Raw genomic sequence first — 24,347 nt, forward strand, 5'->3', positions numbered from 1 at the left:
TACATCATTGTAGAAAAAACAGCTTTTTTATATACACTTATTGCATAAACATTGGAAACATCCCTTTTAAGCCTGCGCCGATCATCTCAACTGCCACTACAGCAAGAATTAATCCCATTAACCGCGTCACGACATTCATCTCTGTTTTCCCCATTTTCCGCATAATGAAACTTGAATAATGAAAGGCATAAAAGGTCATTGCCAGAACGATGACAATGCCAATTACAATGGCAAACATGTGAAGCATCACTTGACTTCCCGGGGTTAAGCTCATCACTGTAGCGATTGTACCAGGACCAGCGATGATCGGGATCGCCAGCGGCGTAACGGAGACATCCGCTTTCTCTTTGCTTTCTGCCTTTTCTTCAGAATGTGGATTTTGGACATGTGACTCCTTTGCATTCAGTAAATTGTAAGCGATACCAAAAATAAAAATACCTCCAGCGATGCGGAGTGCATGAATATCGATCCCAAACAATTTGAAAATAAGCCTTCCTGCCAATAGAAAGGCAATCAGAATGATGAAAGAGACCACAATGGCTTTTTTGGCTGTCTGGGAGCGTTCTTTCTCTGTATATCCCTCTGTTAAGGTGATAAAAAGAGGCACGTTTCCAATGGGATTTGATACAGCAAATAATGAGACCACGACATGAATCATAAAGGAAATCAACAGACACCCTCCTTTTTTCATAGTGTCTGCCAATCTGATGTGAATATTCCCTTGTGATGTTAAAACCTGTATATATTTAACCGATGTTAATAGAGGTTTTATTGAAAGGGGAATCACACATGAAGAAAACAATCACTATCGTCCTTCTATCTGTTGCGGTTTTAGGCGCAGCCGGCTGGATGGTTTGGCAGCAGCAGACCATCCAAGCAGCTGAGGAAAAACATCAGCAAGAAAGCAAAACGAACACTGAGCAGCTTTCGCAGTTAAAATCAGATCAAGCGGATATGAAGCATGAAAACGAAGATCAAAAAAAGAAACTGTCGACCATGTCGAAAAAGCTCAAAAACGAAAAGAAAGCCTATCAAAAAGAAGTCAAGCAGCGAAAAGCGCTTGAGGCAAAAATTGACCAGCTTCAAAAAGAGCTGACAGCAGCGAAAGCCACTGCTCAAGCGAATAAGCAGAGAGCACAGGCTGCAAGGAAACCAACTGTCAAAAAAGACCCAAATGTCACCTACAATCCGCCCTCACAATGGGTACAGGATCAATATGATTGGGGTGTGAAACAAGGGTATATTAAAGAATAGAAAGGATGAAAAACATGATACACATTCAGCCATTGTCAGGTGATCAATCTGTTCCTATGGATCTTTTACTCTTAGCTGATCCTTCCAAGGAAAAGGTTCTTACTTATGTGCAATCCGGCTCTTGTTATGCCGCGTATCATGATCAGGACGTGATTGGCGTCTATGTGCTTTTATCTCTGTCTCAGCAGACAGTCGAAATCATTAATGTCGCCGTGAAGGAATCATGGCAAGGAAAAGGAATTGGGAAGCAACTGATCCGCCATGCCATTGCTGAAGCGAAAGCCGCAGGTTTTCACACGGTTGAAATCGGCACAGGCAACTCGAGCATTCAGCAGCTCGCACTTTATCAGAAATGCGGCTTCCGCATGACATCTATTGACCACGATTTCTTTCTTAAGCATTATGATGAACCGATTTTTGAAAATGGCATTCAGTGTATGGATATGGTACGGCTGTCACTCACTTTGCAAGCAGACTGATGTTTTGTTCCGTCTGCTTTTTTTATGTTCTGCGCTTTTTTACCAAATGCTTCACATATTGAATGAAGAAATAAAGGACGGCGCCAGCTAAAAAACAGACCACACATCCAAAGAGCGTCGCCTCTGAGCTGAATTGATACTCTTCAATTTTCATGATATAAAATGGCATGCCAAACAATGTTGGGCTTGATTCAACATGATTGACCTCTAGCAGCAATAAAAAAACAGGGGTCATAAACACAGCAAATACATACAGCATCGCAAGTGTTATACCGCTGGAAAACGAATGAAATACTTTGATCATCTCTTTCTCTCCTTCATCTCTTTTAAACTGGCTGTGATATTTTTCCCGTCTGGACAAGCTGGATGCAGCATCACCGTATTTAGTAAAGAAAAAAACAGCAGCTGATGACTGACCGGATGCTTCCATATCATAAAAAGAACAATCGAACAAAGCACCGGAAAGAGCGGCCCTGCAAGTGCCACCATCATATTGAAGCTCGGCCGGCCAAACGTTTCATGGACGACCGCCACATGCTTCCGATCAATCGTTATCACAAAATCAAAGAGCGGCCTTTTTTCGAATTTGTTACACACCATGACCATCAGTATATGACCGAGTTCATGTATCACCACAACCGCTAGGAAACTGCACACAAGCTCTATCATCGCAAGACAGGCCTCTTTAACATGACAGCATATATACAGATAAAGAATGCAAGTGAACCTAGCAGATAGGCGGTGGCGAGAAGATACACATCTGATGAAAGCCACTTCAATAAAAGCATATCGATGAAGCTGAATACAGCAATCATCATCACGATGACAAACAGTTTATTGAACTCACTGATCTTCACGATAAACCCTGTACAGGCCGCCATGGCAGTGATCAACAAAATGGACAAACTTGCGAGGCCATGCCCTTCACTTTCAATGCCTATCACCATAGATGCAAGCCAAATAAACACAAAATATGTCAACAAATTAATAGCGTAATAAAATAAAATTCTCGACAATAAATAAGCACTCTTTGATGTATTTAACATAAAAATAGCCCTTTGATTCATATGATATTCTCTGCCAATCATCAGCGGAAGCATGATCAATATTTCCTTTAATGCATACTGCACAATAAAGGCATACAGCCAGCCGGTTTCTACCGGTGTAAAAACAAATGGCAGCCCCGCCGTCAAACAAACGAGAAATAAAAACAAAATGCCCTGTTCTTTAAAAACAGCTGACCGGCTGAAATAGACCAATTCCTGCCGCAGGTGCGTCAGAAAGGAAGATTGCGTTCTGATTTTCTTGTAAGAAAACGACTTTACCTCTGTTTTCAGCTGCAAAAACATCCGATGGACATAAGAAGCCGCTAACCCCTTCAGCCATAGCCAGCCAGCGCTTAGAAGGATCACCAGAAATATGAGATAGACTGATGGCCATACACGGATCATCTCCATTGCTTTTTTCAAAAGGAGAAACACCAATAGATTCAGCACCGCAAAGCCTAGCGTTTGCAGCAGCAAATGCTCTTTTGTTTTAGATACGAAATGGCTCACAGCAATCCGCATCACCATCCAAGAAGCAAGTGCAAGCAGCGCCAGTACACAGCAAGTCATGCATACAGCCGTTATCCAATACAAAGATGGCGTAACACCGCTGATCAAAAGGCCTAAGACAATCGGTAAAAAAAGCAGTCCTACCATGAGAAAACAAAAGAGCATCGGAAAGAAATACACACAAAGGACAAATGGCACACTTTGTATCGCACTATTCAAAAAGTAGAATTGATATTCCTGTCGCTTTAATTTATTGCGGGATAACAAAATAGCTGCGCCTAAAAGTAAAAGCGTCATTTTCATCAATTGGAGGTATAGAGCAGCCGGCTCACTTTCTCCTACCTGCATGAAAAAGCGCAGGCTGATAACGACGTATATCGCGTACATGAGCAAGAAAAAAGCCGCGGCTGCGAGAAGCTGTATAGGGTACTTTTTTGCGAGCTGCTTTCCTTTCGTTGTCAGCATTCCCCATTCTATTTTATGAAGAACGTGTCGTGTCCAGATCATTGAGTAACCTCTCCACCTGCATATAGTAATCTCGATTCACTTCTTTATAAATCTCTTCAAGTGCCTGATGAGGAAATGTCTGATTCGTTTCTTGGCGGGACATATCCAGCTTGACGTCCCCATTTCTTAAGATCATGAGATGGTCATAAAGCGTATCACCAAAGCTCAAATGATGGGTTGAAATGAGAATGCCAGCGCCTTGATTTCTCAGCTTCATGAGCACCTTTTTTAAGATGATCATCATATCTGGATCAAGTCCGTTCGTTGGCTCGTCGAACACATAATAATCACATGGCCTGAGGAGCTGGGAAATGATCTGCGTTTTCTTTTGATTGCCATGAGACAGCTGAGCGATAGGCTGATCCATATATGAACCCAGCTCAAACAGTTCGATGAACGTCTCCTCCCGTGTGACATCTTGCTCATTTGGCAGCTGAAGTAATTGAAAGTATTCCCTCGGTGATAAATAATCGAACAACGAATGCTCGTCAGGAATATAGGAAACATGTTTTTTCAACAAGGAGATGTGTTCTGAGGATTGAAGGTTCAGCTGTTTACCGTGTAAAGTGACGCATCCTATAAATGGTGTCAGCCCAAACATGGATTGGATCATCGTCGTCTTTCCCGCACCATTATGCCCCAAAAGCAGCAGCATCTGCCCTTTCTCGACATTCATTTGAATATTACGGAGAGAGAAGGTGCGGCTATATGTTTTTTCTTTTAATTGTAATGTCAGCATCCTATCCCTCCGTTTGTTTCAGATAAAACAGATGACCTTGCATCTGTTCTCATCCCTGTTAAAAACCGCACTGGATTTTAACGTACATGCCTAATAATTTGAACTCTCCTAAAAATTTCGAGCCCCGTCCAAAGGTCTTGCATGCCCAAATCAATGCTCCAAGTGAAATAATGCCTAATATAGCGGCAAGGACATAAATCCAAAATGCGTTTTTCTGTACATTCTTAGAAGTTAAAATTCGTTGCTTCCTTTCATCATATGCCGCCAATAGGTGAAGGACATACATATACACACCTACTGGAAAACGAAGGCTAAAAGGATTCAGCATCTCATCACCCCCTAATATATGTAAAATGATACCACCTCCTTACAGAAAGCATAAGTTCATTTCAGATCATATTTTTAGTCGATTTTTCATGATTTAGTGCTTATAAATGGAGGGGATTTTGGCTTCTTCTCTAACTGAAGGAGGATTTTTTACAGAAATAGGATAAGCCAAATGAATTAGCCACCGGATTTTCGCTCAACACAAAAAAACGCTGCGTCCCGCTCTCATGAAAGAGCGGAACGCAGCGCATAGCTGACATTATTTATTCAAGTTATAGAATGTTGCAATGCCGTGATATTGTGCTGTTTCAGCCAATTGATCTTCGATGCGAAGTAATTGGTTGTATTTCGCCACACGGTCCGTACGAGACGGAGCACCTGTTTTGATTTGTCCAGCGTTTGTTGCCACAGCGATGTCTGCAATTGTGCTGTCTTCTGTTTCACCAGAACGGTGAGAGATAACAGCTGTGTATCCTGCGCGTTTTGCCATTTCGATTGCATCAAATGTTTCAGTTAATGTACCGATTTGGTTTACTTTGATCAGGATTGAGTTACCAACGCCGTTTTTGATTCCTTCAGAAAGCTTCTTCGTATTTGTAACGAACAAGTCGTCTCCTACTAGCTGAACCTTGCTGCCAAGGCGCTCAGTTAATAGTTTGTGACCTTCCCAGTCGTTTTCATCAAGGCCGTCTTCGATAGAGATGATTGGGTATTTCGATACCATATCTTCATACCAGTCAACCATTTCAGCAGATGTTTTCACAACACCTTCGCCTGATAAATGATATTTACCGTCTTCTTTGTTGTAGAACTCAGAAGATGCAGCATCCATTGCAAGTTTCACTTCTTCACCTGGTTTGAAGCCAGCTTTTTCGATCGCTTCAACGATTGTTTGAAGTGCTTCTTCGTTAGAACCAAGGTTTGGAGCGAATCCACCTTCGTCACCTACAGCTGTGTTTAAGCCTTTTGCGCTTAATACAGATTTCAGGCTATGGAAGATTTGAGCGCCCATGCGAAGTGCTTCACGGAAGTTCGGTGCACCTACAGGCATGATCATGAATTCTTGAATGTCTACGTTGTTATCCGCATGCTCTCCGCCGTTGACGATGTTCATCATTGGTACTGGAAGCGTTTTGGAGTTGAAGCCACCAAGGTATTGATACAGTGGAATTTGTAAGAAATCAGCAGCCGCACGTGCTACAGCGATAGATACGCCAAGGATTGCGTTTGCGCCTAATTTCCCTTTGTTTTCTGTTCCATCAAGTTCGATTAACATTTTGTCAATCGCTACTTGTTCTGTTACATCAAAGCCTAAAAGCTCTGGTGCAATGATTTCATTTACGTTGTTTACAGCTGTCAGAACACCTTTTCCAAGGTAACGGTCTTTGTCTCCGTCACGTAGTTCTACTGCTTCATATTCACCAGTAGAAGCACCACTTGGAACAAGCGCACGGCCAAAGCCGCCAGATTCTGTGTAAACTTCTACTTCAACTGTTGGGTTACCGCGAGAGTCTAATACTTCGCGTGCATATACGTCAACAATGTATGGCATGTTTAATTTCTCTCCTTTTGAATCAATTTTTTTATTTCTGAATTAATGATGTTCCTGTCATCTCTTTTGGTTTTTCAAGACCAAGTAAGTCTAAAAGCGTTGGAGATAGATCGGCTAAAATACCGCCTTCTCTAAGCGTCGCACCTTTTTTCGTCACGATGACTGGTACAGGATTCGTTGTATGTGCAGTATGCGGCTTTCCTTCTTCGGTAATGAGCACGTCTGCGTTACCGTGGTCTGCCGTGATGATGGCATGTCCGCCTTTTGCCAGGATTGCGTCGACTACAGCTCCTAAGCACTCATCTACTGCTTCAATAGCTTTGATTGTTGGCTCAAGCATACCTGAATGACCAACCATATCCGGGTTAGCAAAGTTCAGGATGATCGCATCATGCTTGTCAGCATTGATGTCTGCAACAAGTGCATCCTTTACCTCATAAGCGCTCATTTCCGGCTTGAGGTCATAGGTTGCCACATCTGGTGAATTGATTAAGATGCGGTCTTCACCAGGAAATTCTTCTTCACGTCCACCACTCATAAAGAACGTCACGTGAGGATATTTCTCTGTTTCAGCAATCCGCAGCTGTTTCAATCCGTTTTGAGAAAGCACTTCTCCTACTGTGTTATCCAAATTCACTGGTTTGAAGGCAACATAACCATCAACCGTTTCACTGAAGTGTGTGAAGCAGACGAAGTGTAAATTCTTCGGATGAGCTTCTCCGCGGTCAAACGAGCGGAAATCTGCATTTGTGAAAGTGTTTGAGATTTGGATGGCACGGTCTGGACGGAAGTTATAGAAAATCACAGAGTCACCGTCGTTTACTTTGGCAACCGGCTCACCATTTTCTCTCGTAATGACAGATGGAATAACGAATTCATCGTAGATTCCATTTTCATAGGAGTCATCAACGACATCATAAATGTTTTGATAACTTGGGCCTTCACCATATGCCATCGCGCGGTACGCTTTCTCCACACGATCCCAGCGTTTGTCACGGTCCATTGAGTAATAGCGTCCAGAAAGTGTTGCCACTTCACCGACACCGATTTCTTTGATTTGATCTTCCAGCTGTTTCAAGTACACTTTGGCTGTCTTCTGACCAACATCACGTCCGTCCAAGAAGCCATGAATGTATACCTTTGTTAAGCCTTCTTTTTTCGCCAGCTTCAGCAGGGCAAAAAGATGCTGGATGTGACTGTGCACACCGCCGTCTGACAAGAGTCCAAATAAATGAAGCGCCTTGTCATTCTCTTTTGCATAAGTCATTGCATCTAGGAACGTTTCGTTTTTCTCAAATTCCCCTTCACGGATGGCAACATTCACCCTTGTTAAGCTTTGATACACAATACGTCCTGCACCGATGTTCAAATGCCCAACTTCAGAGTTTCCCATTTGACCTTCTGGGAGGCCTACTGCCTCACCTGAAGCCGTTAAGGTTTGATGCGGAAATTCATTCCAGTAGCGGTCAAAGTTCGGTTTTTTTGCTTGTGCGACAGCGTTACCGACTGTTTCGCCTCTTAAACCGAACCCGTCTAAGATGATTAATGCAGCTGGTTTCTTACTCATATTGACCTTCCTCCAATAATTGAACGAAAGACTGAGGTTCTAAGCTTGCGCCGCCTACCAAAGCACCGTCAATATCGGATTCTGCCATATATTCTTTAATATTTGCCGGCTTCACGCTTCCGCCATATTGAATGCGAAGGCTGTCTGCCGCTTCTTGACCAAATTCGCTTGCAACGGTTTGGCGGATGTGTGCGCAAACGTCGTTTGCATCTTTCGCTGTAGAAGATTTTCCTGTACCGATCGCCCAGATTGGCTCATATGCAATCACAGATTCAGCGACTTGCTGCTTCGTTAAACCAGCTAGTGCTTTCTTCACTTGATCAGCGACAAGTTCATTTGTTTTGCCAGCTTCACGCTCTTCAAGCGTTTCACCTACACAAATGATTGGAACGATGCCATGCTTGAATGCAGCATGTGCTTTTTTGTTCACTGTTTCATCTGTTTCAGCAAAGAATTCACGGCGCTCTGAATGCCCAATCACTGAATAGCCGATGCCTAAATCTTTTAGAGCAGCAGGGCTGATTTCACCAGTGAATGCACCATTTTCTTCAAAGTGCATGTTTTGTGCACCAATTTTAAGGTCTGTTCCGTTTGAAAGGCTGTTTAACTTTTCAAGGAAAAGAGCTGGCGCACAGACAATGGATTCCACTTTGTCAGGAGATGGAATAGATGACTTGACTTCTTCAACGAAGCTGACTGCTTCGCCAAGTGTTTTGTTCATTTTCCAGTTCCCAGCTATAATTGGTTTTCTCATGATTGACACTTCCTTATAGCAGTTTTGGTCTTATTTATCGTTTAATGCAGTAACACCAGGAAGTTCTTTGCCTTCCATAAATTCAAGTGAAGCGCCGCCGCCTGTAGAAATATGGCTCATCTGATCGGCAAGACCAAATTTCTCAACAGCTGCTGCTGAATCTCCACCGCCAATGACAGAATATGTATCTTTTGCTTCTGCCAGTGCTTCTGCGATAGCTTTTGTTCCTTTAGCGAATGCATCGATTTCAAATACACCCATTGGTCCGTTCCAGACAACAAGTTTGCTGTTTTTAATAACGTCAGCATACTTTTCTCTTGTCTCTGTTCCAATATCAAGTGCTTCTAGATCACTTGGAATTTCAGAGATTGGCACAATGCTTGTATTCGCATCATTTGAAAAGTCGTCGGCTACCAGAACATCTGTTGGAATCAGGAAGTTCACGCCTTTTTCCTTTGCACGGTCCATAAAGGATTTCGCTAAATCTACTTTGTCTTCTTCTAATAGAGATTTCCCTACTTCGTGGCCTAATGCTTTCACAAATGTGTAAGCAAGTCCGCCGCCGATGATGAGGTTGTCCACTTTATCAAGAAGACTTTCAATCACACCGATTTTATCCTTTACTTTTGCGCCGCCGATAATCGCTGTAAATGGGCGATCAGGGTTTGAAATGGCTTTTCCTAAAACCTCAAGCTCTTTTTGCATGAGGAAGCCTGAAACAGCCGGAAGATAAGCTGCAATACCAGCTGTCGATGCATGTGCACGGTGTGCAGCACCGAACGCATCATTGACATACACATCGGCTAAATCAGCAAATGCTTTTGATAATTCAGGATCGTTCTTTTCTTCACCAGGATAGAAACGAACGTTTTCAAGCACTAGCACATCTCCTTCTTTTAAGTCAGAGATTTGCTTTTTCACGTTGTCGCCGTAAGCTTCATCTGCTTTTTTCACTTCTTTTCCAAGAAGCTCTTGCAGACGTTTTGCCACAGGTGTCAGACGCAGTTCTTCAGTAACTTGACCCTTCGGACGACCCAAATGACTAGCTAGCAGTACCTTTGCGCCTTGTCCTGTTAAATACTCAATTGTTGGTAATGCTGCGCGGATACGAGTATCATCCGTCACTTCTCCGTCCTTCATCGGAACGTTAAAATCTACGCGGCAGAACACAACTTTACCTTTTACGTCAATGTCTTTTACTGATTTCTTATTCATGCTCGTCAGGAGATCCTCCTTTATTCTGGTTTCCTTACGCATTGGACAAGACTCTCTTTATCCTTTTCCCATTTTGCCCTCATCAAAACGAGAAATCGTGCAGAACGGATAAAAACAGAGAAAAAGGGAAAGGGATGCTTCCCCTTCCCTTGTCCGTCTTCATTATATCGTGTCTCTAGGAAAGAACCAAGTGAGTTCCTTCAGTGTGAGAAATTAAAGACCTTGTTTTGCAATGTAAGCTGCAAGGTCAACAACGCGGTGAGAATATCCGCTCTCGTTATCGTACCAAGAAATCACTTTCACCATGCTGCCTTCCATTACCATTGTAGAAAGAGCATCGATTGTTGAAGAGTTTGCATTACCATTGTAGTCACCAGATACTAATGGCTCTTCGCTGTAGCCAAGGATTCCTTTAAGTTCTCCTTCAGCTGCTTCTTTAAGTGCTGCATTTACGTCTTCAGCTGTTACATCTTGGTTTAATTCAGCCACAAGGTCAACTAAAGAAACGTTAGGTGTTGGAACACGCATAGCGCCACCGTTTAATTTACCTTTAAGTTCAGGCAATACAAGTGAAACAGCTTTCGCAGCACCTGTAGAAGTTGGGATGATGTTTTCCGCAGCTGCACGAGCACGACGGTAGTCTTTGTGCGGAAGATCAAGAATTTGCTGGTCATTTGTGTATGAGTGAACAGTTGTCATCATACCGCGTTTGATACCAAATTTATCGTTAAGTACTTTTGCAAATGGAGCTAAGCAGTTTGTCGTACAAGATGCATTAGAGATGACATCGTGGCTAGCTGCATCGTATTTGTCTTCGTTTACACCCATAACGATTGTGATATCTTCTTCGTTAGCAGGAGCAGAGATGATGACTTTTTTAGCGCCAGCTTCTAAGTGTTTCGCAGCGTCTGCACGTTTTGTGAAGAATCCAGTAGATTCAACAACGATTTCTACGCCTTGTTTACCCCAGCTTAATTTCGCAGGGTCACGCTCAGCTGATACTTCGATTGTTTTACCGTTCACTACTAAGTTTGTACCGTCTACAGAAACCTCTGCATCTAGTTTTCCGTGAACAGAGTCATATTGTAAAAGGTGTGCAAGCATGTTAGCATCTGTTAGATCGTTAACCGCTACTACCTCAACTTCAGGATTATTTAATGCTGCACGAAATACGTTACGTCCAATACGTCCAAATCCGTTAATACCGACTTTTACTGCCATGATGTTTCCTCCTTTTATAGGTCACAATGTTTTATATTGAGGGATCAATTGACTCCCTTAATAACTCTTTTGCGGCTCCTTCGTCTGTGACGAGAACCGTTCGGCGCGGTTTTTTGAAATAAGCTTCAATCGCCCCCGCCTTTGATGATCCACCTGCAACAGCAATGATATGTGGAATGCTTTCTAGATCATCTAGCTGCATACCGACGGAGTGCACTTTGTGTACGACCTCACCATCACGATTAAAGTAATAGCCAAAGGCCTCTGTCACTGCGTCATGCTCATCAATCTTTTTTAAATCTTCAGCTGGTGTATTTCGTCTCATCGCCATTGTTTTTGCTTCACCAATACCATGAATAAGCATCGTGGACGATTTAATCGTTTGAAGCACTTCTTTGACGGACGGCTCTTCAATAATGGAAGAGTAAGCACCTTCTGACAGCTGCCCTGGAACAAACAGCAGTTTGTAAGTACCGGAAGCTTTTTCAGCCATGTGGGCACAAATGGTGTTTGCCTGATTTTTTACATTCTCCCCAAGACCGCCTCTCGCAGGGACAAACATCATATCGCGGTTTTTGGCATCAGGGGTCATCATTTCGGCAACGGCTTCCATCGTCGTTCCGCCAGTGACGGCGACGATATTATTTCCAGTAAACCTTTTTTTCATGCATTGGACAGCAGCTCTTCCCATTTCTTGCTTCACCCACGGGGATTCGTCACTGTCACCAGAAACGATCATGACTTCTTCCAGGCCTAACTTTCTCTTTAATGTATTTTCCAAAAAGGTTAAACCTAAAACGTCCTTCATCATTCCTTCAAGCATTTCAAGCAAAGCGTGACCCTCACTCGTCAGCATCATGCCGCTCGTTTTGACATCCAGCAGATTTTGTTCTTTTAAAAACTGAACTTCAGCACGTAAGATGCGCTCGCTGAGACCAAGACTCGTCGCAAGGCTTCTGCGGCCAATTGGTTCAGCTAATCTGATGTACTGCAAAATGTCGTAGCGTTTTTGCATAACAATGAGAAGATCTGGCAATAATTTTTTTTGAGCTTCCAATAAATGATTCATGGCTAACGACCCTTTCTTTTCACGTTGGACCAAAAACGTCCCACTGTGACAAAAAACGTCCCGCCACAGCCAAAAAAAATCAATCCCTGCTTTCTTTAATTATTTTAACAGGATAATCTTGCATTTTCAACTCTTACAAACACATTTAGACAAAAAATAGACACATTTTCGCCGATAACCTGCTTGTCATCAAGGTTCTTGCTATGATATTTCTTTTCAAAATATTTATTTTCTTTTATATAGAATGTATTCACGATGAAAAATGTGCATGCTGGTGAGATCAGCATGCACATTTTTTTCAGGATTTGCTTATGTTTTTGTGATGGTTCCAAACTGTTTTGCCTCTTCCTTCGGTTTGATTTTGAGATAATAAATGATGTAACAGGCAGCCATGAACGGAATTCCGCAATAAAGACCGATCCGCTGATCCTCGATAAAAAACAAGCTGATGAGGACAATGCCAAATGCGATAAAGCCTGCTAATGGGACAAATGGATAGAGCGGTGTTCGGAAGACGAGATCCTTTACATCTCCGCCCGCCTTTATGAATTGTTTTCTAAAGAAATACTGGGACAAGCAAATAGACATCCACACCACAACAAGAACCATACCAGAAATAGAAATGAGCCACACATACACCGTTTTTGGTGCCACAACACTTGTCAGCAGAGATAGTGCAGATACGCCCATTGTCACCAATAGTGCATTGATCGGAATTTTACGCTTGGACAGCTTTTTCGTAAAGTCAGGTCCTTTCCCGTCTTTCGACAGCGCCCAAAGCATACGTGATGATGCATATAATCCAGAGTTTGCTACAGATAAGACCGCTGTGATGATGATAAAATTCATGATATCTGCAGCATACGGTATACCGACCTTGTCCAGCACGACGACAAATGGGCTGTCGACGGTGCCTGCTGTCTGCCACGGAAGAAGTGCGGCCAGAACCGCAATGGATAAAACGAAAAAGACCATCGTTCTCCAAATAATATTTCGTATAGATCGCGGCAATGTTTTTTCAGGGCTTTCACTCTCTCCTGCGGCAATCCCTACAAGTTCTGTTCCTTGAAAGGAGAAATTGACCGTGACCATGGTTAATAAAATAGCAAAAACACCGTTAGGAAATAGTCCGCCATGATCCGTCAAATGACGAAATAGAGGAGCTGGTTCTCCATCTTTCAAATGAATCATTCCGAAAATTGCGCCAATTCCAATGATAATAAATAATAGGATGGCAGCGACCTTAATGGCCGAAAACCAAAACTCGGTTTCAGCGAAGCTGCGAGCTGAGATGGCATTCACGGCAAATAAAATCACGCTAAATGCAAGACACCACAGCCACACAGGGATATCTGGGAACCACCTTTGGAGCAAAATGCCTGCTGACGTAAACTCCAGTCCTATTGTACATGCCCAGCTAAACCAATAAAGCCAGCCGATCATAAAGCCTGTGGACGGGCCTATATATTTGGTTGCATACTCCTGAAAGGAACCCGCTGTCGGCATTGCCACCGCTAATTCTCCAAGACACAGCATCACCAAATACATTAACAATCCGCCAATGATAAAGGATAGAATGGCTCCCCCGGGTCCAGCCTGATGGATAATGAGTCCTGACCCAAGGAAAAGACCAGTACCAATGACGCCGCCTAAGGCAATCATAAAGAGATGCCTGCTTTTCATGGAACGTTCTAGTTCATTATGCTGCTCTTGCTTCAAATCATTTTCCCCACTTTCACTCTTCTATTCATCATCCTTTGACAAAATTCGCTGTTCGTTGAAAGGGAAAGGGAGAAAGTGAAGGTTTCTCCCCCTTTGACATTTATGCTTGAAATAATGCTTCAATATGACCAATCGCCCAGTCTAAATCTTCTTTAGAAATCGTGAGAGGCGGTGCAAAGCGGATGACGGTCTCATGGGTTTCCTTACATAACAGTCCTGCTTGTTTCAGCTTTTCACAATAAGGTCTCGCTGCCTCTGTCAGCTCCATGCCGATAAATAATCCGCGGCCGCGCACTTCCTTGATGACAGGACTTTGAATGCGCGTGAGTTTGTCTTTTAAGTATTCGCCAAGCTCCATAGAACGCGCTGCAAGGTTTTCGTCGATTAAGACATCCAGTGCAGCCAGCGACACCGCACACGCAAGAGGATTTCCGCCGAAGGTAGAGCCGTGAGATCCAGGGTTAAACACACCTAATATATCGCGGTTTGCGACCACACACGAGATTGGGAATACACCACCGCCTAAAGCTTTCCCAAGAATCAGCATATCTGGCTCAATGTCTTCCCAGTCGCATGCAAACATCTTGCCTGTTCGTGCTAATCCGACCTGAATTTCATCCGCAATGAACAGCACATGTTCCTTTTCACAAAGCGCCTTCGCTTCCTTCAAGAAGCCTTCTGGCGGCATGACAATTCCCGCTTCTCCTTGAATAGGTTCGATCAGAAAAGCCGCTGTTTGTGGTGTGATGGCTTCACGTAACGCTTCAATATCTCCGTAAGGAATCAGTTTAATGCCTGGAAGCATTGGACCGAAACCTCTTTGATATTCTGCTTCAGAAGAAAGGGAAACAGCCGTCATCGTTCTGCCATGGAAGTTACCGACGCACGCAATGATTTCTGCGCGATTGTCTTCGATTCCCTTGACGTCATAGCCCCAGCGTCTTGCTGCTTTGACAGCTGTTTCTACAGCCTCAGCTCCAGTATTCATCGGGAGTGCCATCTCTTTATTCGTCAGTTGACAAATTTTCTCATACCAAGGACCAAGCTGATCATTGTGAAAAGCTCTTGAGGTCAGTGTAACCCGGTCTGCCTGTTTTTTGAGCGCTTCAATAATGCGGGGATGGCGATGCCCTTGGTTCACTGCGGAATATGCACTCAGCATATCCATATATCGATTGCCTTCAGGGTCTGTCACCCAAACTCCTTCAGCCTCTGAAATCACAATTGGCAGTGGATGATAGTTTGCCGCACCGTATTGTTCGGTTTGTTGAATCAATTCATTTGTCTGTGTCATCGTCTATTCCTCCTTCTATAAGCTAGCCTCTTTTTCATTAGGTTCATCTACACACATATGATATGCAAGGATCGTGCCAACTTTCTGCCTGCATTATGGCGGTGATTGATCTGGTTTTTTATGCAAAATATTTTTGCTTCTGCCAATTTTTTTAGAGGAAACCGCAAAATTTTTCATGTAAAATAGAGGTAACGTCTGGAGGTGGCGCAATGAAAGAAGATTCGTATACTGCAAAGCTCGAAAATGAGATTGATCTGTATAAACAAATGCTCGATTTAATAGATGTCGGGGTTCATGCAATTGACGAGAATGGCAATACTGTTGTCTATAATAAAAAAATGATGGAGATTGAGTCTTTGAAACGCTCTGATGTTCTCCATAAAAATGTATTAGACCTCTTCGTCTTCCAAGACGACATGCACAGTACGCTTGTCCAAGCGCTGCGTACTGGGAAACAAACCGTTCATGCAAAGCAGACGTATCATAATTACAACGGAAAAGAAATCACAACGATTAATCATACATACCCGCTCGTTCGAGACGGCCTCATCCAAGGAGCGGTTGAAATTTCGAATGATGTGACCAAGCTGGAACGGCTGATCCACCACAATATGAAGAAAAAAGGAAGCACACGCTTTACCTTTGATTCCATTATTGGACAAAGTCCTGCGTTTTTAGAGGTAATTGAGCATGCAAAACGAGCGACACGCACCTCTTCCTATGTGCTCATTGTTGGAGAAACAGGGACAGGAAAAGAACTATTTGCGCAAAGCATTCATAACGGCAGCAGCCGATCATCTGGACCATTTATTACCCAGAATTGCGCGGCACTGCCTGATAATCTCATTGAAAGTCTGCTCTTTGGTACACAAAAAGGGGCTTTTACAGGCGCAGCTGATCAGCCCGGCTTATTTGAACAGGCGCAGGGAGGTACACTGCTGCTTGATGAGATCAACTCATTAAATCCTGGTCTTCAAGCAAAACTGCTGCGTGTTTTACAGGAGAAGCGTGTGAGAAGGCTTGGCAGCACAAAAGAAATCGCTGTTGATGTAAGAGTCATTGCCAATATGAATGAGGATCCTGTAGATGCAATCGCAGGCGGACGCATGCGCAAGGATTTATTTTATCGGCTGGGTATTGTCACATTATTTATTCCGCCGCTTTCTGAGCGAAAAGAAGACATTCCTACGTTTGTCAGTCATTTTATTCAAAAATATAATGAGCTGTTTCAAATGAAGGTGAAAGCGGCTGACGAAGAGGTACTAGCCCTTTTTCAAGCGTATGATTGGCCGGGTAATGTACGAGAACTGGAGCATGTGATTGAAGCGGGGATGAATATGATGATGGATGAGGATTACTTAAGCCTGCATCACCTTCCATATCATTTTAGATTTAAGCATGGGGAAGGGCGTCCTGCAGCGCAATTACAGACGAATCCTTTGCATCATACCGCAGCAGCTGACACGTTTATTTATACAAGCCAAGAACATACGACTGATTTTCAAACCCAAATGGAACGATTCGAAAAACAATACATCGTCCATTACTTAGAAAAAATGGACGATAATATTTCACAGACTGCAAAGATACTGGGCATGAGCAGGCAAAGTCTGCAATATCGCATGAAAAAACTGCATATTTCTCGTTAATAATAGAGCTGTGCCCTTATTCGGCACAGCTTACTGTGGTTCAGACTCTTCTGCCGGTTCTTGAATCACGTCACTCAGCAGTTTTTCTACATTTTTTAAATGCGTGAGCATCGCTCTTTCTGCTTCTTCTGGCTGTCTTGCCAAGACGGCTTTGTAAATGTGTTCATGTTCTTTGTAAAGCTGCCGAATGGAGGCTTTTTTTGAAAACAAGACGGCTTTTCTCGTCTCACGCATCGTTTCTACCAGCAAGGTGGAGACCTGATTCATTAATGCTTTTAATAAATCATTCTTTGAGGCTGTGGCTATGGCGAGATGGAAGGAGAGGTCTGCCTCTTCACCAGTTTCTTTATGTGCTTCTGCGAGTTTCATTTGTTCGAGTGCCTCACGCAGCTGATGAAGGTCATCGTCCGTTCGGAGCAGCGCTGCCTTTTTGACAGCACCCGTCTCAATAATGGTCCTTAATTCAAGGAGCTGCGTGACATCATGCTGCTTCATCAAAAATGCAGGAGACAGACTAAATGTGAGCTGTTCAGGATCGAACTGCTTCACATATGTACCTTCCCCTTGCTTCATCTCTATTAATCCGATCGCTTTGAGAGCAGACAGCGCCTCTCTTACAGCAGAACGGCTGACTTGAAAGCTTTCTGAGAGCGCTTGAACCGAATCTAATTTTTCCCCCGGAAGAAGCTCACCTGTACGAATGGATTCAATTAATGCATCCGCAATTTCTTCATATATTTTTTTCGTTTTGATTTGTTTATATTTCAATTGGTCTCACCTCATCACTGTTGTCTATCCCTATCGGCTCATGCCCTATCTTATACTTTACCCCAAAATTTCCGATCACACGTCTCCCCTATTTAATTTTCAAGAAATCTTCGGGCTGCCTTGCTTTCAACAAAAAAAGAAGCACGTGCCATGTTCTGGCAAGTACTTCTTTTTAATCGTATCGCTTCCGCAGCGTAGAGGACGGAAGATTCATTTGTTCGCGATATTTTGCAATGGTTCTGCGTGACGCCCGGATGCCAAAGGTTTGCTGAAGCAGCGTCATGATTTGCTGATCTGAATACGGTTTTTTCTTATTTTCCGTTTGGATGAGTTCTGCAATGTGCGTTTTGACAGTGTAGCTGGACGCCTCTTCTAGTGAATGCCCTTCTAATTTTGCTTGGAAAAATTGTTTCATTTCCATGAGACCATAAGGGGTTTGCACCATTTTCCCTTTTACAGTCCGGCTGACTGTTGACTCATGCACTTGCAGTATATCTGCAATCCGCTTCATCGTAAGCGGTTTCATTTTATGTTTCCCTGTTAGGAAAAAATCTGTCTGATGTGAGATAATCTCACGAACGACATGAGTCATCGTTTGCTTTCTTTGCTTCAGCGCTTGGACAAGCCAATTGTACTGCTGCTCTTTTTCCTTTAAATACGTGTATGCTTCATGCCGCTTTTGTTCTTGAATCATGGCGAAGTAGCCTTCATTCATTTCAACGTCTGGAAAAGCGCGCTGATTCAGCTCAAATGTGATGTGATCCTGCATCACAGTAATCGTCACATCAGGCTCTATATACAGATGCTCTTCATCATATGAGAAATGAAGGCCTGGTCTTGGTTCAAGCTGAGACACTACATCTTGTACCGCTTGGAGTGTTTTCATTGAAACACCTGTTTTCGCCGCAATTTCCTTCCAAGCCTTTCTGGCAAAAAGAAAGAAATGCTCTTCGATGATCAGCTCGGCTTCATACCAGCGTTCCTTTTTTCTTCTCAGTTGAAGGAGGATACATTCCTGCAATGATCTTGCGCCAATACCGGCAGGCTCTAGGGATTGCAGCTGATGAAGGACGGCTTCTACTTCTTCAGCTGGGACCTCTAAGACAGCTGCCATTGCGTCAATCGGTTCATTTAGATAGCCATTGGAATCAATGGACTCAATCATAAAGTAAAAGATTCTTTGATTCTTGTCACTTAAATTTAAATCAATCGCCTGTCTCTTTAAGAACATTTGCAGGCTTTCTTTTTGATGCGTTCTATACGGCTCTGTCATTCGATCGTGTGATTTTTTATGATAAACTGGTTGGTAGCTGTCCGTGTCTTTCCGCTCAATCAGAGGGTTCTCAAGTGCTAACTGGTCAAGATACTCGCCGAGCTCTGTGCAATTCAGCTGCAGCAGCGTAATGGCCTGCCTGAGTTCTGGTGTGAGCACCTGCTTTAATACCTGTTCTTGTTGCAGTTTAAGGCTCATTGTCTCCCCTCCCTCTCATCATTTTACATGAAGATTGACGGACCGTATATACGAAATAGGAGTGATTTCTATGTCTGAACTTTTTTCCGTTCCATACTTTGTCGACAACTTGAAACAACACATCGCCATGAACCAAAATGAAGACAAGGTTCATGCCATGAATGCCTATTACCGCTCCGTGGTGTCAACGCTTGTTCAAGACCAGCTGACCAAAAATGCGGTTGTATTGAAGCGAATTCAGCATCTTGATGAAGCCTATCAAAAGGTGAAAAAGGAAAGCGAATGAACGAAAAAGAACACCCTTTTGTCAAGATGACAAAGGGTGTTTATCATATGCAAAAAGCTTCTGATCCAGCCTCGATTTATACATCATTAAAAAGCCAGACCGCCCTACAGTATAGATGATAAAGGCCAACCATAGGCCATGATTGTGCCAAATGGGCGTGACTGCGGTTTGAACGACGATAAACAAAATCATCGCAAACAGCATCGAATTTCTAACAGGGGCAATTTCTGTCGCACCTGTAAATACGCCGTAAATGACCAAACCGAAGCAAGCCGCAAATGGATAAAGAACAAGCCAGTCTGCATAGTGTAATGTCACATCTAGCAGCTGAGGGAGATTTGTAAACAAGCTCAATATCGGCTCTTTTAATAAAAAATAAACCGCCGCAATGACACATGCCATCACAAGTGCCCACTGCCTCGAAAGGGTTAAGGTTCTTTCATAGAGGGTGCGGTCATTTGCACCAACTGACCTGCCAACAAGGATGCTGGACGCATTGGCAAAACCATCGAACAAATAAGCCATGATGTAGTGAATTTGAAATAAGATGGCATTGGCTGCCAGCAGCTCTGTACCAAAAGAAGCACCTTTTGCCGTAAACATATTGATGACCACTAGCAGACAGATCGTCCTAATGAACAAATCTTTATTCACATGAAACATTTTCTTCACTGCCTGAGTATCCATGATTTTCTTGATGGAAGGCATCTGGAATCCGTTTGACGAATGCTTCAGAATGATCCATGCCCCTAACACAAAAGCGGTTAGTTCAGATATCAATGTCGCAGCCGCAACTCCTTTGACCGCAAACGAAAACACATGAACAAGCAGAAATGCGAGCGCCATATTCATGACATTGATCAAGATTTGTAATGAAAGAGCTTCTTTCATTTTTGCCATCCCCATCAGCCAGCCCAATATAACATAATTCATTAAGGTAAATGGCGCTCCCCAAATGCGAATATGAAAATAGTCTGCGGCAAATTGACGGACATCAGCATCAGGAGAGATCACTAGAAAAGCAGATTGAATGATCGGCCATTGCAGGGCAATAAAACAAAGTCCGACGATGATGGCGACGAAAAAAGGTCTTAGAAAAGCAAGAACGCCCTGCTCCTCATTCTGCGCACCGTTTGCCTGGGCGGCAAAAGCAGATGTACTTACCCGCAAAAAACCAAACAGCCAATATAATGTACTGAAAATGAGACTGCCGACCGCAACGCCTCCAATATAAGCGGGATTTGCGAGCTGACCGACAACCGCTGTATCAACAGCTCCCAGTAATGGAGTGGTCATCGTTGAAATTGTTAAAGGAATGGCCAAAGCTAAATACGCTCGATGGTTCACGATGCCACCTGCCTTTCATGAAAAATAGCCTCTTTCCTAAAAGAGGCGCAGATTGCCTGCAAAGGGGCTTTCGCTCTTTGCTTTTTACCGAATGCGACGCTTTGGCTGCACGCTGAGGCATTGATAAAATGAAGTTTTACCGAACCGGTCTGCCAATCGTTCGTGACAAAGGATGGTCTGCGAGCATTGCATCTCTCATTTTCCGCACCGCTTCCTCTTCTGATGAAAAGAAGTCATCCTTTGATTGAAATTGGGCAGCTAGCTCTCCTTGATCAAGAATCGCCAATTGATCACATAAGTGATAGGCTGCTGTTATATCATGTGTAATAAATAAGTAAGCCACACCCAGCTCCTTCTTTAATTCTACTAATAAATCTAAAATGACAGCCTGCGTCACCATGTCTAAGCTGCTGACAGATTCATCCAGTACAATGAGCTTTGGCTGGAGCAATAAGGCTCTAGCGATGTTGATCCTTTGGAGCTGGCCGCCGCTGAATTGGTGCGGATATTTACACAAATCCTTTTCACCGAGCCCGACTCTTTCCAGCCAGTGAATCAATACATTTTTACGTTCCTTTCGGCTTATGGATTCATAGTTTTCAAGCGGCTCAGATAAAATTTGTTCAACTGTCCACCTTGGATTTACCGCCGAATAGGAATCCTGAAACACTGCTTGCACATGCCGGCGAAAATGCTTACGTGTTTGCTGATCTGCACGATAGACATCCTGACCTTCAAAAAGAACCTGTCCAGCTCTTGGCTTCTCTAGACCAAGTATGATGCGGCCAAGTGTACTTTTCCCTGCGCCGCTTTGTCCCAGCAGCCCAAGGCAGGTGCCTTCTTCAATAGTTAAATCGACGCTTTTCAGGACAGGGGCTGCGCCTTTTTTTCTCATTAGAAACGACCGGTTCGTGTATGCATGACTGACTGCTTTCACTTCTAATAAATGCAAGGGCCTTCTCACCTCAAATCGGGCAAACAGCTGGAATCGACGGACGAGCTGCTAATAGTTTTTTTGTATAATCATGTTTTGGTTGTTCAAAAATCTCAAGAACTCCTGCCTTTTCAACAATTTCTCCTTGTTTCATGACGACAACTTGATCTGCCATTTCAGCAATAACACCAAGATCGTGGGTAATCAGTAAAATGGCCGTTCCATAGTCATGACGAATTTGGTTCAGATGCTGAAGGACCCGTTTCTGATTGTGTACATCTAATGCAGTTGTCGGCTCATCTGCAATGATGAGGGGCGGGTGCATACAGGCAGCCATGGCGATCATGACACGTTGCAGCATCCCTCCGCTTAATTCAAAAGGATACTTATTGAACAGCTGGTCTGGCTGCGGCAGATTCATTTTCGCTAACGCATCTATTGCCTGTGATCGTGCCTGCCTTTTACTGACAGCCGTATGCCGGCGGATCGTTTCAACCAGCTGATGGCCGATTGTCCATACCGGCGTAAAGCTGTTCATTGGATTTTGCATAATATACGAGATGTCTTTGCCCCGAATGGAACGCATATCCTTTTCACTTATACCGATCAATTCTCGTCCCTGTAATGTGATACTGCCAGTGACTTCCGCTGTTTTTCGATCAAGCATACGCAAGATCGACATACTTGTCACTGTTTTCCCGCAGCCGCTCTCACCAATTAATCCAAGGATTTGACCGCGCCCTACTTCAAACGATACTTCTTGAATAAGAGGGGTTGTCCCTTGAGGTGTTTTCGTCTGCACATGCAGGTTCTCTACTTGTAAAATGGACTCTTGCACATTGATCATTCCTTTACACACGGCGTTTGATGCCATATTTCTCTGAAAGGGCTTCTCCTAGTAAATTAAACAGAACCACCACAGCCATGATCACAAGACCTGGGTACAGCATTAACTGAGGATTCGTTTGAATGTAAGATTTCCCTTCATGAATCATCGCTCCCCATTCAGGCATAGGAGGCTGAACCCCTAATCCGAGGAAAGACATCGCAGAAATGTCCATAATCGCCCAGCCCATTTCAAGTGTTCCAATGACTGCTAATGGCGGCAGGACATTGGGAATCATATGCTTTCTCATAATGTTCCAATGCGAGGTCCCACTGATTTTTGCAGCTGCTATAAAGTTCTGTTCTTTTAAACTCAGCACCATTCCTCGGAAGACGCGGGCATAATATACCCATTGCACAAGCATCAAGGCAAGTACGACTTGAGGAAGTCCCGGACCGAAGATGCCGACTAATCCAAGAATCAGCACCAGGTTGGGAAATGCCATGACGCCGTCACAGATTCTCATCAAAACATGATCGATCCAGCCGCCTTTGTATCCTGAAAAGAGGCCGACAATTAATCCAATGAATAACGAAGAAAGAAAGATTAATAACGCACAGCCGAGCGAAACACGCGCACCATATAAAATACGAGATAAATTGCATCGTCCTAATTGATCTGTTCCAAGAGGATACTCCCACGAAGATCCCTTTAGCTTCATTGCTAGATTGACAGCAGCCGGATCATGTGGAGCGATCCATGGTGCACATATTGTGACAATGAGCAGGAGACCGAGCAGCAAAGCGCAGATCGAAATCATCTTTTGATGAACGAAGAGATGTTTTACTTTTGTCATCATTGCTGGCGGCCTTCCTTTCTAGAAATACGGGGGTCAATGATTAGCTGAACTAAGTCAACGATCAAGCTGCTCACGATAAAAATACAGGCTGACATGAGGACATAAAATTGAATGACAGGCAGATCTCGGTTAAAGATCGCTTCAATAAAAAAGCGGCCAAACCCTGGCCATGAGAAAACGGCCTCTACAATAATGGTTCCTGTCAAGAGCTTGCCAAGGTTCACCCCTAGTCCGGTCAGCATCGGCGATATCGCAATTCTGAACACATGCTTGAACATGATCGATTGTTCCTTCAAACCTCTGATTCTCGCATATTGAACGAAAGGCTCTTGAAGCGCCTCACTCACACTTGACCTTAACAGCCTTGTATACGTAGCAATTAAAGGGACTGCAAGTGTGATCGAGGGCAGAATGAGATGCTCCCATGTTCCAATCCCTTCAACTGGTAAGAGGTCAAGTTTCACTGAAAAAAAGAAGATGAGCAAATACCCCAAGACAAACGTCGGGATAGATGCTCCTAAGAAAGAAATGAGCCGGCTCACATGATCAACGGCACCATTTTTCCTCATGCCGCTGAAAAAGCCGAGCGGAATGCTGACGCATATAGCGATCAGCAGACTGGTAAGCGTCAATTGAATTGTCGCCGGTATTCGATAAATCACCTCATCAACGACAGGCTGATTGGACATATACGACCGGCCGAAATCAAGGTGAATGACTTTTTCAATGGTATGAAGATACTGCATATAAAATGGCTCGTCTAAGCCGAATTCACTTCGTTTTTGCGCTAATATTTCATCTGTAGGCTGGATATGAGCCGCTGCTAAATATGCCTCAGCCGGGTCAACTGGCGAGAGGTGAATCATACCAGTTGTGAGCAGTGTGGCTAATAAAAATACAGGAATAATTGATAGCACTCGTTTGACGATATAGCGGCCCATTTCCTTACCT

25 protein-coding genes are annotated in these 24,347 nt (G+C 43.6%); 4 read left to right on the top strand and 21 right to left on the bottom strand.

Annotated elements, in window-relative coordinates; translation table 11 throughout:
• Positions 1 to 37 precede the first annotated feature (37 nt).
• Complete coding sequence (locus MHB41_RS15555) at positions 38 to 670, bottom strand: NAAT family transporter (RefSeq protein ID WP_034280938.1); 633 nt, start codon at positions 668 to 670, stop codon at positions 38 to 40.
• A gap of 119 nt (positions 671 to 789) precedes the next feature.
• On the opposite strand from MHB41_RS15555, the gene MHB41_RS15560 reads away from it, so the two are divergent.
• A complete protein-coding gene (locus MHB41_RS15560) occupies positions 790 to 1,254 on the top strand; it encodes a hypothetical protein (RefSeq protein ID WP_061110094.1) in 465 nt (154 codons plus the stop codon).
• A gap of 14 nt (positions 1,255 to 1,268) precedes the next feature.
• Positions 1,269 to 1,733, top strand: coding sequence for a GNAT family N-acetyltransferase (locus MHB41_RS15565; RefSeq protein WP_034280940.1), 465 nt, complete (start codon positions 1,269 to 1,271; stop codon positions 1,731 to 1,733).
• A gap of 22 nt (positions 1,734 to 1,755) precedes the next feature.
• Here MHB41_RS15565 and MHB41_RS15570 read toward each other — a convergent pair whose 3' ends face one another.
• From MHB41_RS15570 to MHB41_RS15630, 13 genes are all read right to left on the bottom strand, one after another.
• Positions 1,756 to 2,037, bottom strand: coding sequence for a hypothetical protein (locus MHB41_RS15570; protein WP_034280942.1), 282 nt, complete (start codon positions 2,035 to 2,037; stop codon positions 1,756 to 1,758).
• On the bottom strand, positions 2,034 to 2,402 hold the full coding sequence (locus MHB41_RS15575; protein WP_034280943.1) for a metalloprotease family protein: 369 nt from the start codon (positions 2,400 to 2,402) through the stop codon (positions 2,034 to 2,036). Before MHB41_RS15575 ends, MHB41_RS15570 begins: the two co-directional genes overlap by 4 nt.
• On the bottom strand, positions 2,399 to 3,796 hold the full coding sequence (locus tag MHB41_RS15580) for a hypothetical protein (protein ID WP_061110095.1): 1,398 nt from the start codon (positions 3,794 to 3,796) through the stop codon (positions 2,399 to 2,401). The genes MHB41_RS15575 and MHB41_RS15580 overlap by 4 nt, the downstream gene beginning before the upstream one ends.
• Positions 3,768 to 4,535, bottom strand: a complete 768-nt coding sequence (locus MHB41_RS15585) for an ABC transporter ATP-binding protein (RefSeq protein ID WP_041115638.1) — start codon at positions 4,533 to 4,535, stop codon at positions 3,768 to 3,770. Before MHB41_RS15585 ends, MHB41_RS15580 begins: the two co-directional genes overlap by 29 nt.
• Before the next feature lie 58 nt (positions 4,536 to 4,593).
• On the bottom strand, positions 4,594 to 4,863 hold the full coding sequence (locus MHB41_RS15590; RefSeq protein ID WP_024423498.1) for a hypothetical protein: 270 nt from the start codon (positions 4,861 to 4,863) through the stop codon (positions 4,594 to 4,596).
• A gap of 258 nt (positions 4,864 to 5,121) precedes the next feature.
• Positions 5,122 to 6,414, bottom strand: coding sequence for a phosphopyruvate hydratase (eno, locus tag MHB41_RS15595; RefSeq protein WP_003212752.1), 1,293 nt, complete (start codon positions 6,412 to 6,414; stop codon positions 5,122 to 5,124).
• Between the two features lie 31 nt (positions 6,415 to 6,445).
• On the bottom strand, positions 6,446 to 7,981 hold the full coding sequence (gpmI, locus tag MHB41_RS15600; protein WP_034280952.1) for a 2,3-bisphosphoglycerate-independent phosphoglycerate mutase: 1,536 nt from the start codon (positions 7,979 to 7,981) through the stop codon (positions 6,446 to 6,448).
• The gene (tpiA, locus tag MHB41_RS15605; RefSeq protein WP_017359213.1) at positions 7,974 to 8,735 is read right to left on the bottom strand and encodes a triose-phosphate isomerase; all 762 of its coding nucleotides are present in this window, start codon (positions 8,733 to 8,735) and stop codon (positions 7,974 to 7,976) included. Before tpiA ends, gpmI begins: the two co-directional genes overlap by 8 nt.
• A 30-nt stretch (positions 8,736 to 8,765) precedes the next feature.
• Positions 8,766 to 9,950 carry a phosphoglycerate kinase gene (locus MHB41_RS15610; protein ID WP_024426073.1) on the bottom strand — a complete coding sequence of 395 codons (1,185 nt, stop codon included), beginning with the start codon at positions 9,948 to 9,950 and terminating at the stop codon, positions 8,766 to 8,768.
• Positions 9,951 to 10,163: 213 nt separating this feature from the next.
• Positions 10,164 to 11,171 (bottom strand): type I glyceraldehyde-3-phosphate dehydrogenase, encoded by a 1,008-nt coding sequence (gene gap / locus MHB41_RS15615; RefSeq protein ID WP_007500174.1) that lies wholly within the window; start codon positions 11,169 to 11,171, stop codon positions 10,164 to 10,166.
• A 31-nt stretch (positions 11,172 to 11,202) separates the two neighbouring features.
• Positions 11,203 to 12,240: a sugar-binding transcriptional regulator gene (locus tag MHB41_RS15620; RefSeq protein ID WP_034280955.1), complete on the bottom strand. Its 1,038-nt coding sequence runs from the start codon at positions 12,238 to 12,240 to the stop codon at positions 11,203 to 11,205.
• A 309-nt stretch (positions 12,241 to 12,549) separates the two neighbouring features.
• The gene (locus MHB41_RS15625) at positions 12,550 to 13,923 is read right to left on the bottom strand and encodes an amino acid permease (protein WP_051149965.1); all 1,374 of its coding nucleotides are present in this window, start codon (positions 13,921 to 13,923) and stop codon (positions 12,550 to 12,552) included.
• 139 nt (positions 13,924 to 14,062) lie between these two features.
• Positions 14,063 to 15,256, bottom strand: coding sequence for an ornithine--oxo-acid transaminase (locus tag MHB41_RS15630; protein ID WP_034280960.1), 1,194 nt, complete (start codon positions 15,254 to 15,256; stop codon positions 14,063 to 14,065).
• A gap of 209 nt (positions 15,257 to 15,465) precedes the next feature.
• On the opposite strand from MHB41_RS15630, the gene MHB41_RS15635 reads away from it, so the two are divergent.
• Complete coding sequence (locus tag MHB41_RS15635) at positions 15,466 to 16,905, top strand: sigma-54-dependent Fis family transcriptional regulator (protein WP_046313160.1); 1,440 nt, start codon at positions 15,466 to 15,468, stop codon at positions 16,903 to 16,905.
• Between the two features lie 30 nt (positions 16,906 to 16,935).
• Here the strand turns inward: MHB41_RS15635 and MHB41_RS15640 are convergent, their stop codons facing one another.
• Both MHB41_RS15640 and rpoN read right to left on the bottom strand, forming a co-directional pair.
• On the bottom strand, positions 16,936 to 17,673 hold the full coding sequence (locus MHB41_RS15640) for a FadR/GntR family transcriptional regulator (protein ID WP_046313158.1): 738 nt from the start codon (positions 17,671 to 17,673) through the stop codon (positions 16,936 to 16,938).
• 172 nt (positions 17,674 to 17,845) lie between these two features.
• The gene (gene rpoN / locus MHB41_RS15645) at positions 17,846 to 19,144 is read right to left on the bottom strand and encodes an RNA polymerase factor sigma-54 (RefSeq protein WP_046313156.1); all 1,299 of its coding nucleotides are present in this window, start codon (positions 19,142 to 19,144) and stop codon (positions 17,846 to 17,848) included.
• A gap of 70 nt (positions 19,145 to 19,214) precedes the next feature.
• On the opposite strand from rpoN, the gene yvfG reads away from it, so the two are divergent.
• Positions 19,215 to 19,430 (top strand): protein YvfG, encoded by a 216-nt coding sequence (gene yvfG / locus MHB41_RS15650; protein WP_024423509.1) that lies wholly within the window; start codon positions 19,215 to 19,217, stop codon positions 19,428 to 19,430.
• Positions 19,431 to 19,451: 21 nt separating this feature from the next.
• On the opposite strand, the gene MHB41_RS15655 is transcribed toward yvfG, so the two are convergent.
• The 5 genes from MHB41_RS15655 to nikB form a co-directional block, all read right to left on the bottom strand.
• Positions 19,452 to 20,777 (bottom strand): MATE family efflux transporter, encoded by a 1,326-nt coding sequence (locus tag MHB41_RS15655; protein WP_176967197.1) that lies wholly within the window; start codon positions 20,775 to 20,777, stop codon positions 19,452 to 19,454.
• Between the two features lie 136 nt (positions 20,778 to 20,913).
• Positions 20,914 to 21,729, bottom strand: coding sequence for a nickel import ATP-binding protein NikE (nikE, locus tag MHB41_RS15660; protein ID WP_103131635.1), 816 nt, complete (start codon positions 21,727 to 21,729; stop codon positions 20,914 to 20,916).
• 13 nt (positions 21,730 to 21,742) lie between these two features.
• Positions 21,743 to 22,558: a nickel import ATP-binding protein NikD gene (gene nikD, locus MHB41_RS15665; protein ID WP_176544472.1), complete on the bottom strand. Its 816-nt coding sequence runs from the start codon at positions 22,556 to 22,558 to the stop codon at positions 21,743 to 21,745.
• A 4-nt stretch (positions 22,559 to 22,562) separates the two neighbouring features.
• Positions 22,563 to 23,396 (bottom strand): nickel ABC transporter permease subunit NikC, encoded by an 834-nt coding sequence (gene nikC, locus MHB41_RS15670; protein ID WP_024423513.1) that lies wholly within the window; start codon positions 23,394 to 23,396, stop codon positions 22,563 to 22,565.
• Entirely contained in the window at positions 23,393 to 24,337 is a 945-nt protein-coding gene (nikB, locus tag MHB41_RS15675) for a nickel ABC transporter permease subunit NikB (protein WP_248351078.1), read from the bottom strand. Before nikB ends, nikC begins: the two co-directional genes overlap by 4 nt.
• Positions 24,338 to 24,347 lie beyond the last annotated feature (10 nt).

Origin of the sequence: Bacillus sp. FSL H7-0578, assembly GCF_038630855.1 — a bacterium.
In the GTDB taxonomy this organism is placed as follows: domain Bacteria; phylum Bacillota; class Bacilli; order Bacillales; family Bacillaceae; genus Bacillus; species Bacillus safensis.

Excerpts from the sequence above, each read along its gene's own strand:
- MHB41_RS15575 (WP_034280943.1), bottom strand. The coding sequence starts at position 2,402 with ATGATAGAGCTTGTGTGCAGTTTCCTAGCGGTTGTGGTGATACATGAA.
- MHB41_RS15585 (WP_041115638.1), bottom strand. The coding sequence starts at position 4,535 with ATGCTGACATTACAATTAAAAGAAAAAACATATAGCCGCACCTTCTCT.
- MHB41_RS15565 (WP_034280940.1), top strand. The coding sequence starts at position 1,269 with ATGATACACATTCAGCCATTGTCAGGTGATCAATCTGTTCCTATGGAT.
- rpoN (WP_046313156.1), bottom strand. The coding sequence starts at position 19,144 with ATGAGCCTTAAACTGCAACAAGAACAGGTATTAAAGCAGGTGCTCACA.
- MHB41_RS15560 (WP_061110094.1), top strand. The coding sequence starts at position 790 with ATGAAGAAAACAATCACTATCGTCCTTCTATCTGTTGCGGTTTTAGGC.
- MHB41_RS15625 (WP_051149965.1), bottom strand. The coding sequence starts at position 13,923 with ATGAAAAGCAGGCATCTCTTTATGATTGCCTTAGGCGGCGTCATTGGT.
- MHB41_RS15580 (WP_061110095.1), bottom strand. The coding sequence starts at position 3,796 with ATGATCTGGACACGACACGTTCTTCATAAAATAGAATGGGGAATGCTG.
- tpiA (WP_017359213.1), bottom strand. The coding sequence starts at position 8,735 with ATGAGAAAACCAATTATAGCTGGGAACTGGAAAATGAACAAAACACTT.
- nikD (WP_176544472.1), bottom strand. The coding sequence starts at position 22,558 with ATGATCAATGTGCAAGAGTCCATTTTACAAGTAGAGAACCTGCATGTG.
- nikB (WP_248351078.1), bottom strand. The coding sequence starts at position 24,337 with ATGGGCCGCTATATCGTCAAACGAGTGCTATCAATTATTCCTGTATTT.
- MHB41_RS15570 (WP_034280942.1), bottom strand. The coding sequence starts at position 2,037 with ATGATCAAAGTATTTCATTCGTTTTCCAGCGGTATAACACTTGCGATG.
- MHB41_RS15590 (WP_024423498.1), bottom strand. The coding sequence starts at position 4,863 with ATGCTGAATCCTTTTAGCCTTCGTTTTCCAGTAGGTGTGTATATGTAT.
- yvfG (WP_024423509.1), top strand. The coding sequence starts at position 19,215 with ATGTCTGAACTTTTTTCCGTTCCATACTTTGTCGACAACTTGAAACAA.
- gap (WP_007500174.1), bottom strand. The coding sequence starts at position 11,171 with ATGGCAGTAAAAGTCGGTATTAACGGATTTGGACGTATTGGACGTAAC.
- MHB41_RS15630 (WP_034280960.1), bottom strand. The coding sequence starts at position 15,256 with ATGACACAGACAAATGAATTGATTCAACAAACCGAACAATACGGTGCG.
- MHB41_RS15620 (WP_034280955.1), bottom strand. The coding sequence starts at position 12,240 with ATGAATCATTTATTGGAAGCTCAAAAAAAATTATTGCCAGATCTTCTC.
- gpmI (WP_034280952.1), bottom strand. The coding sequence starts at position 7,981 with ATGAGTAAGAAACCAGCTGCATTAATCATCTTAGACGGGTTCGGTTTA.
- MHB41_RS15610 (WP_024426073.1), bottom strand. The coding sequence starts at position 9,950 with ATGAATAAGAAATCAGTAAAAGACATTGACGTAAAAGGTAAAGTTGTG.
- eno (WP_003212752.1), bottom strand. The coding sequence starts at position 6,414 with ATGCCATACATTGTTGACGTATATGCACGCGAAGTATTAGACTCTCGC.
- MHB41_RS15635 (WP_046313160.1), top strand. The coding sequence starts at position 15,466 with ATGAAAGAAGATTCGTATACTGCAAAGCTCGAAAATGAGATTGATCTG.
- nikC (WP_024423513.1), bottom strand. The coding sequence starts at position 23,396 with ATGATGACAAAAGTAAAACATCTCTTCGTTCATCAAAAGATGATTTCG.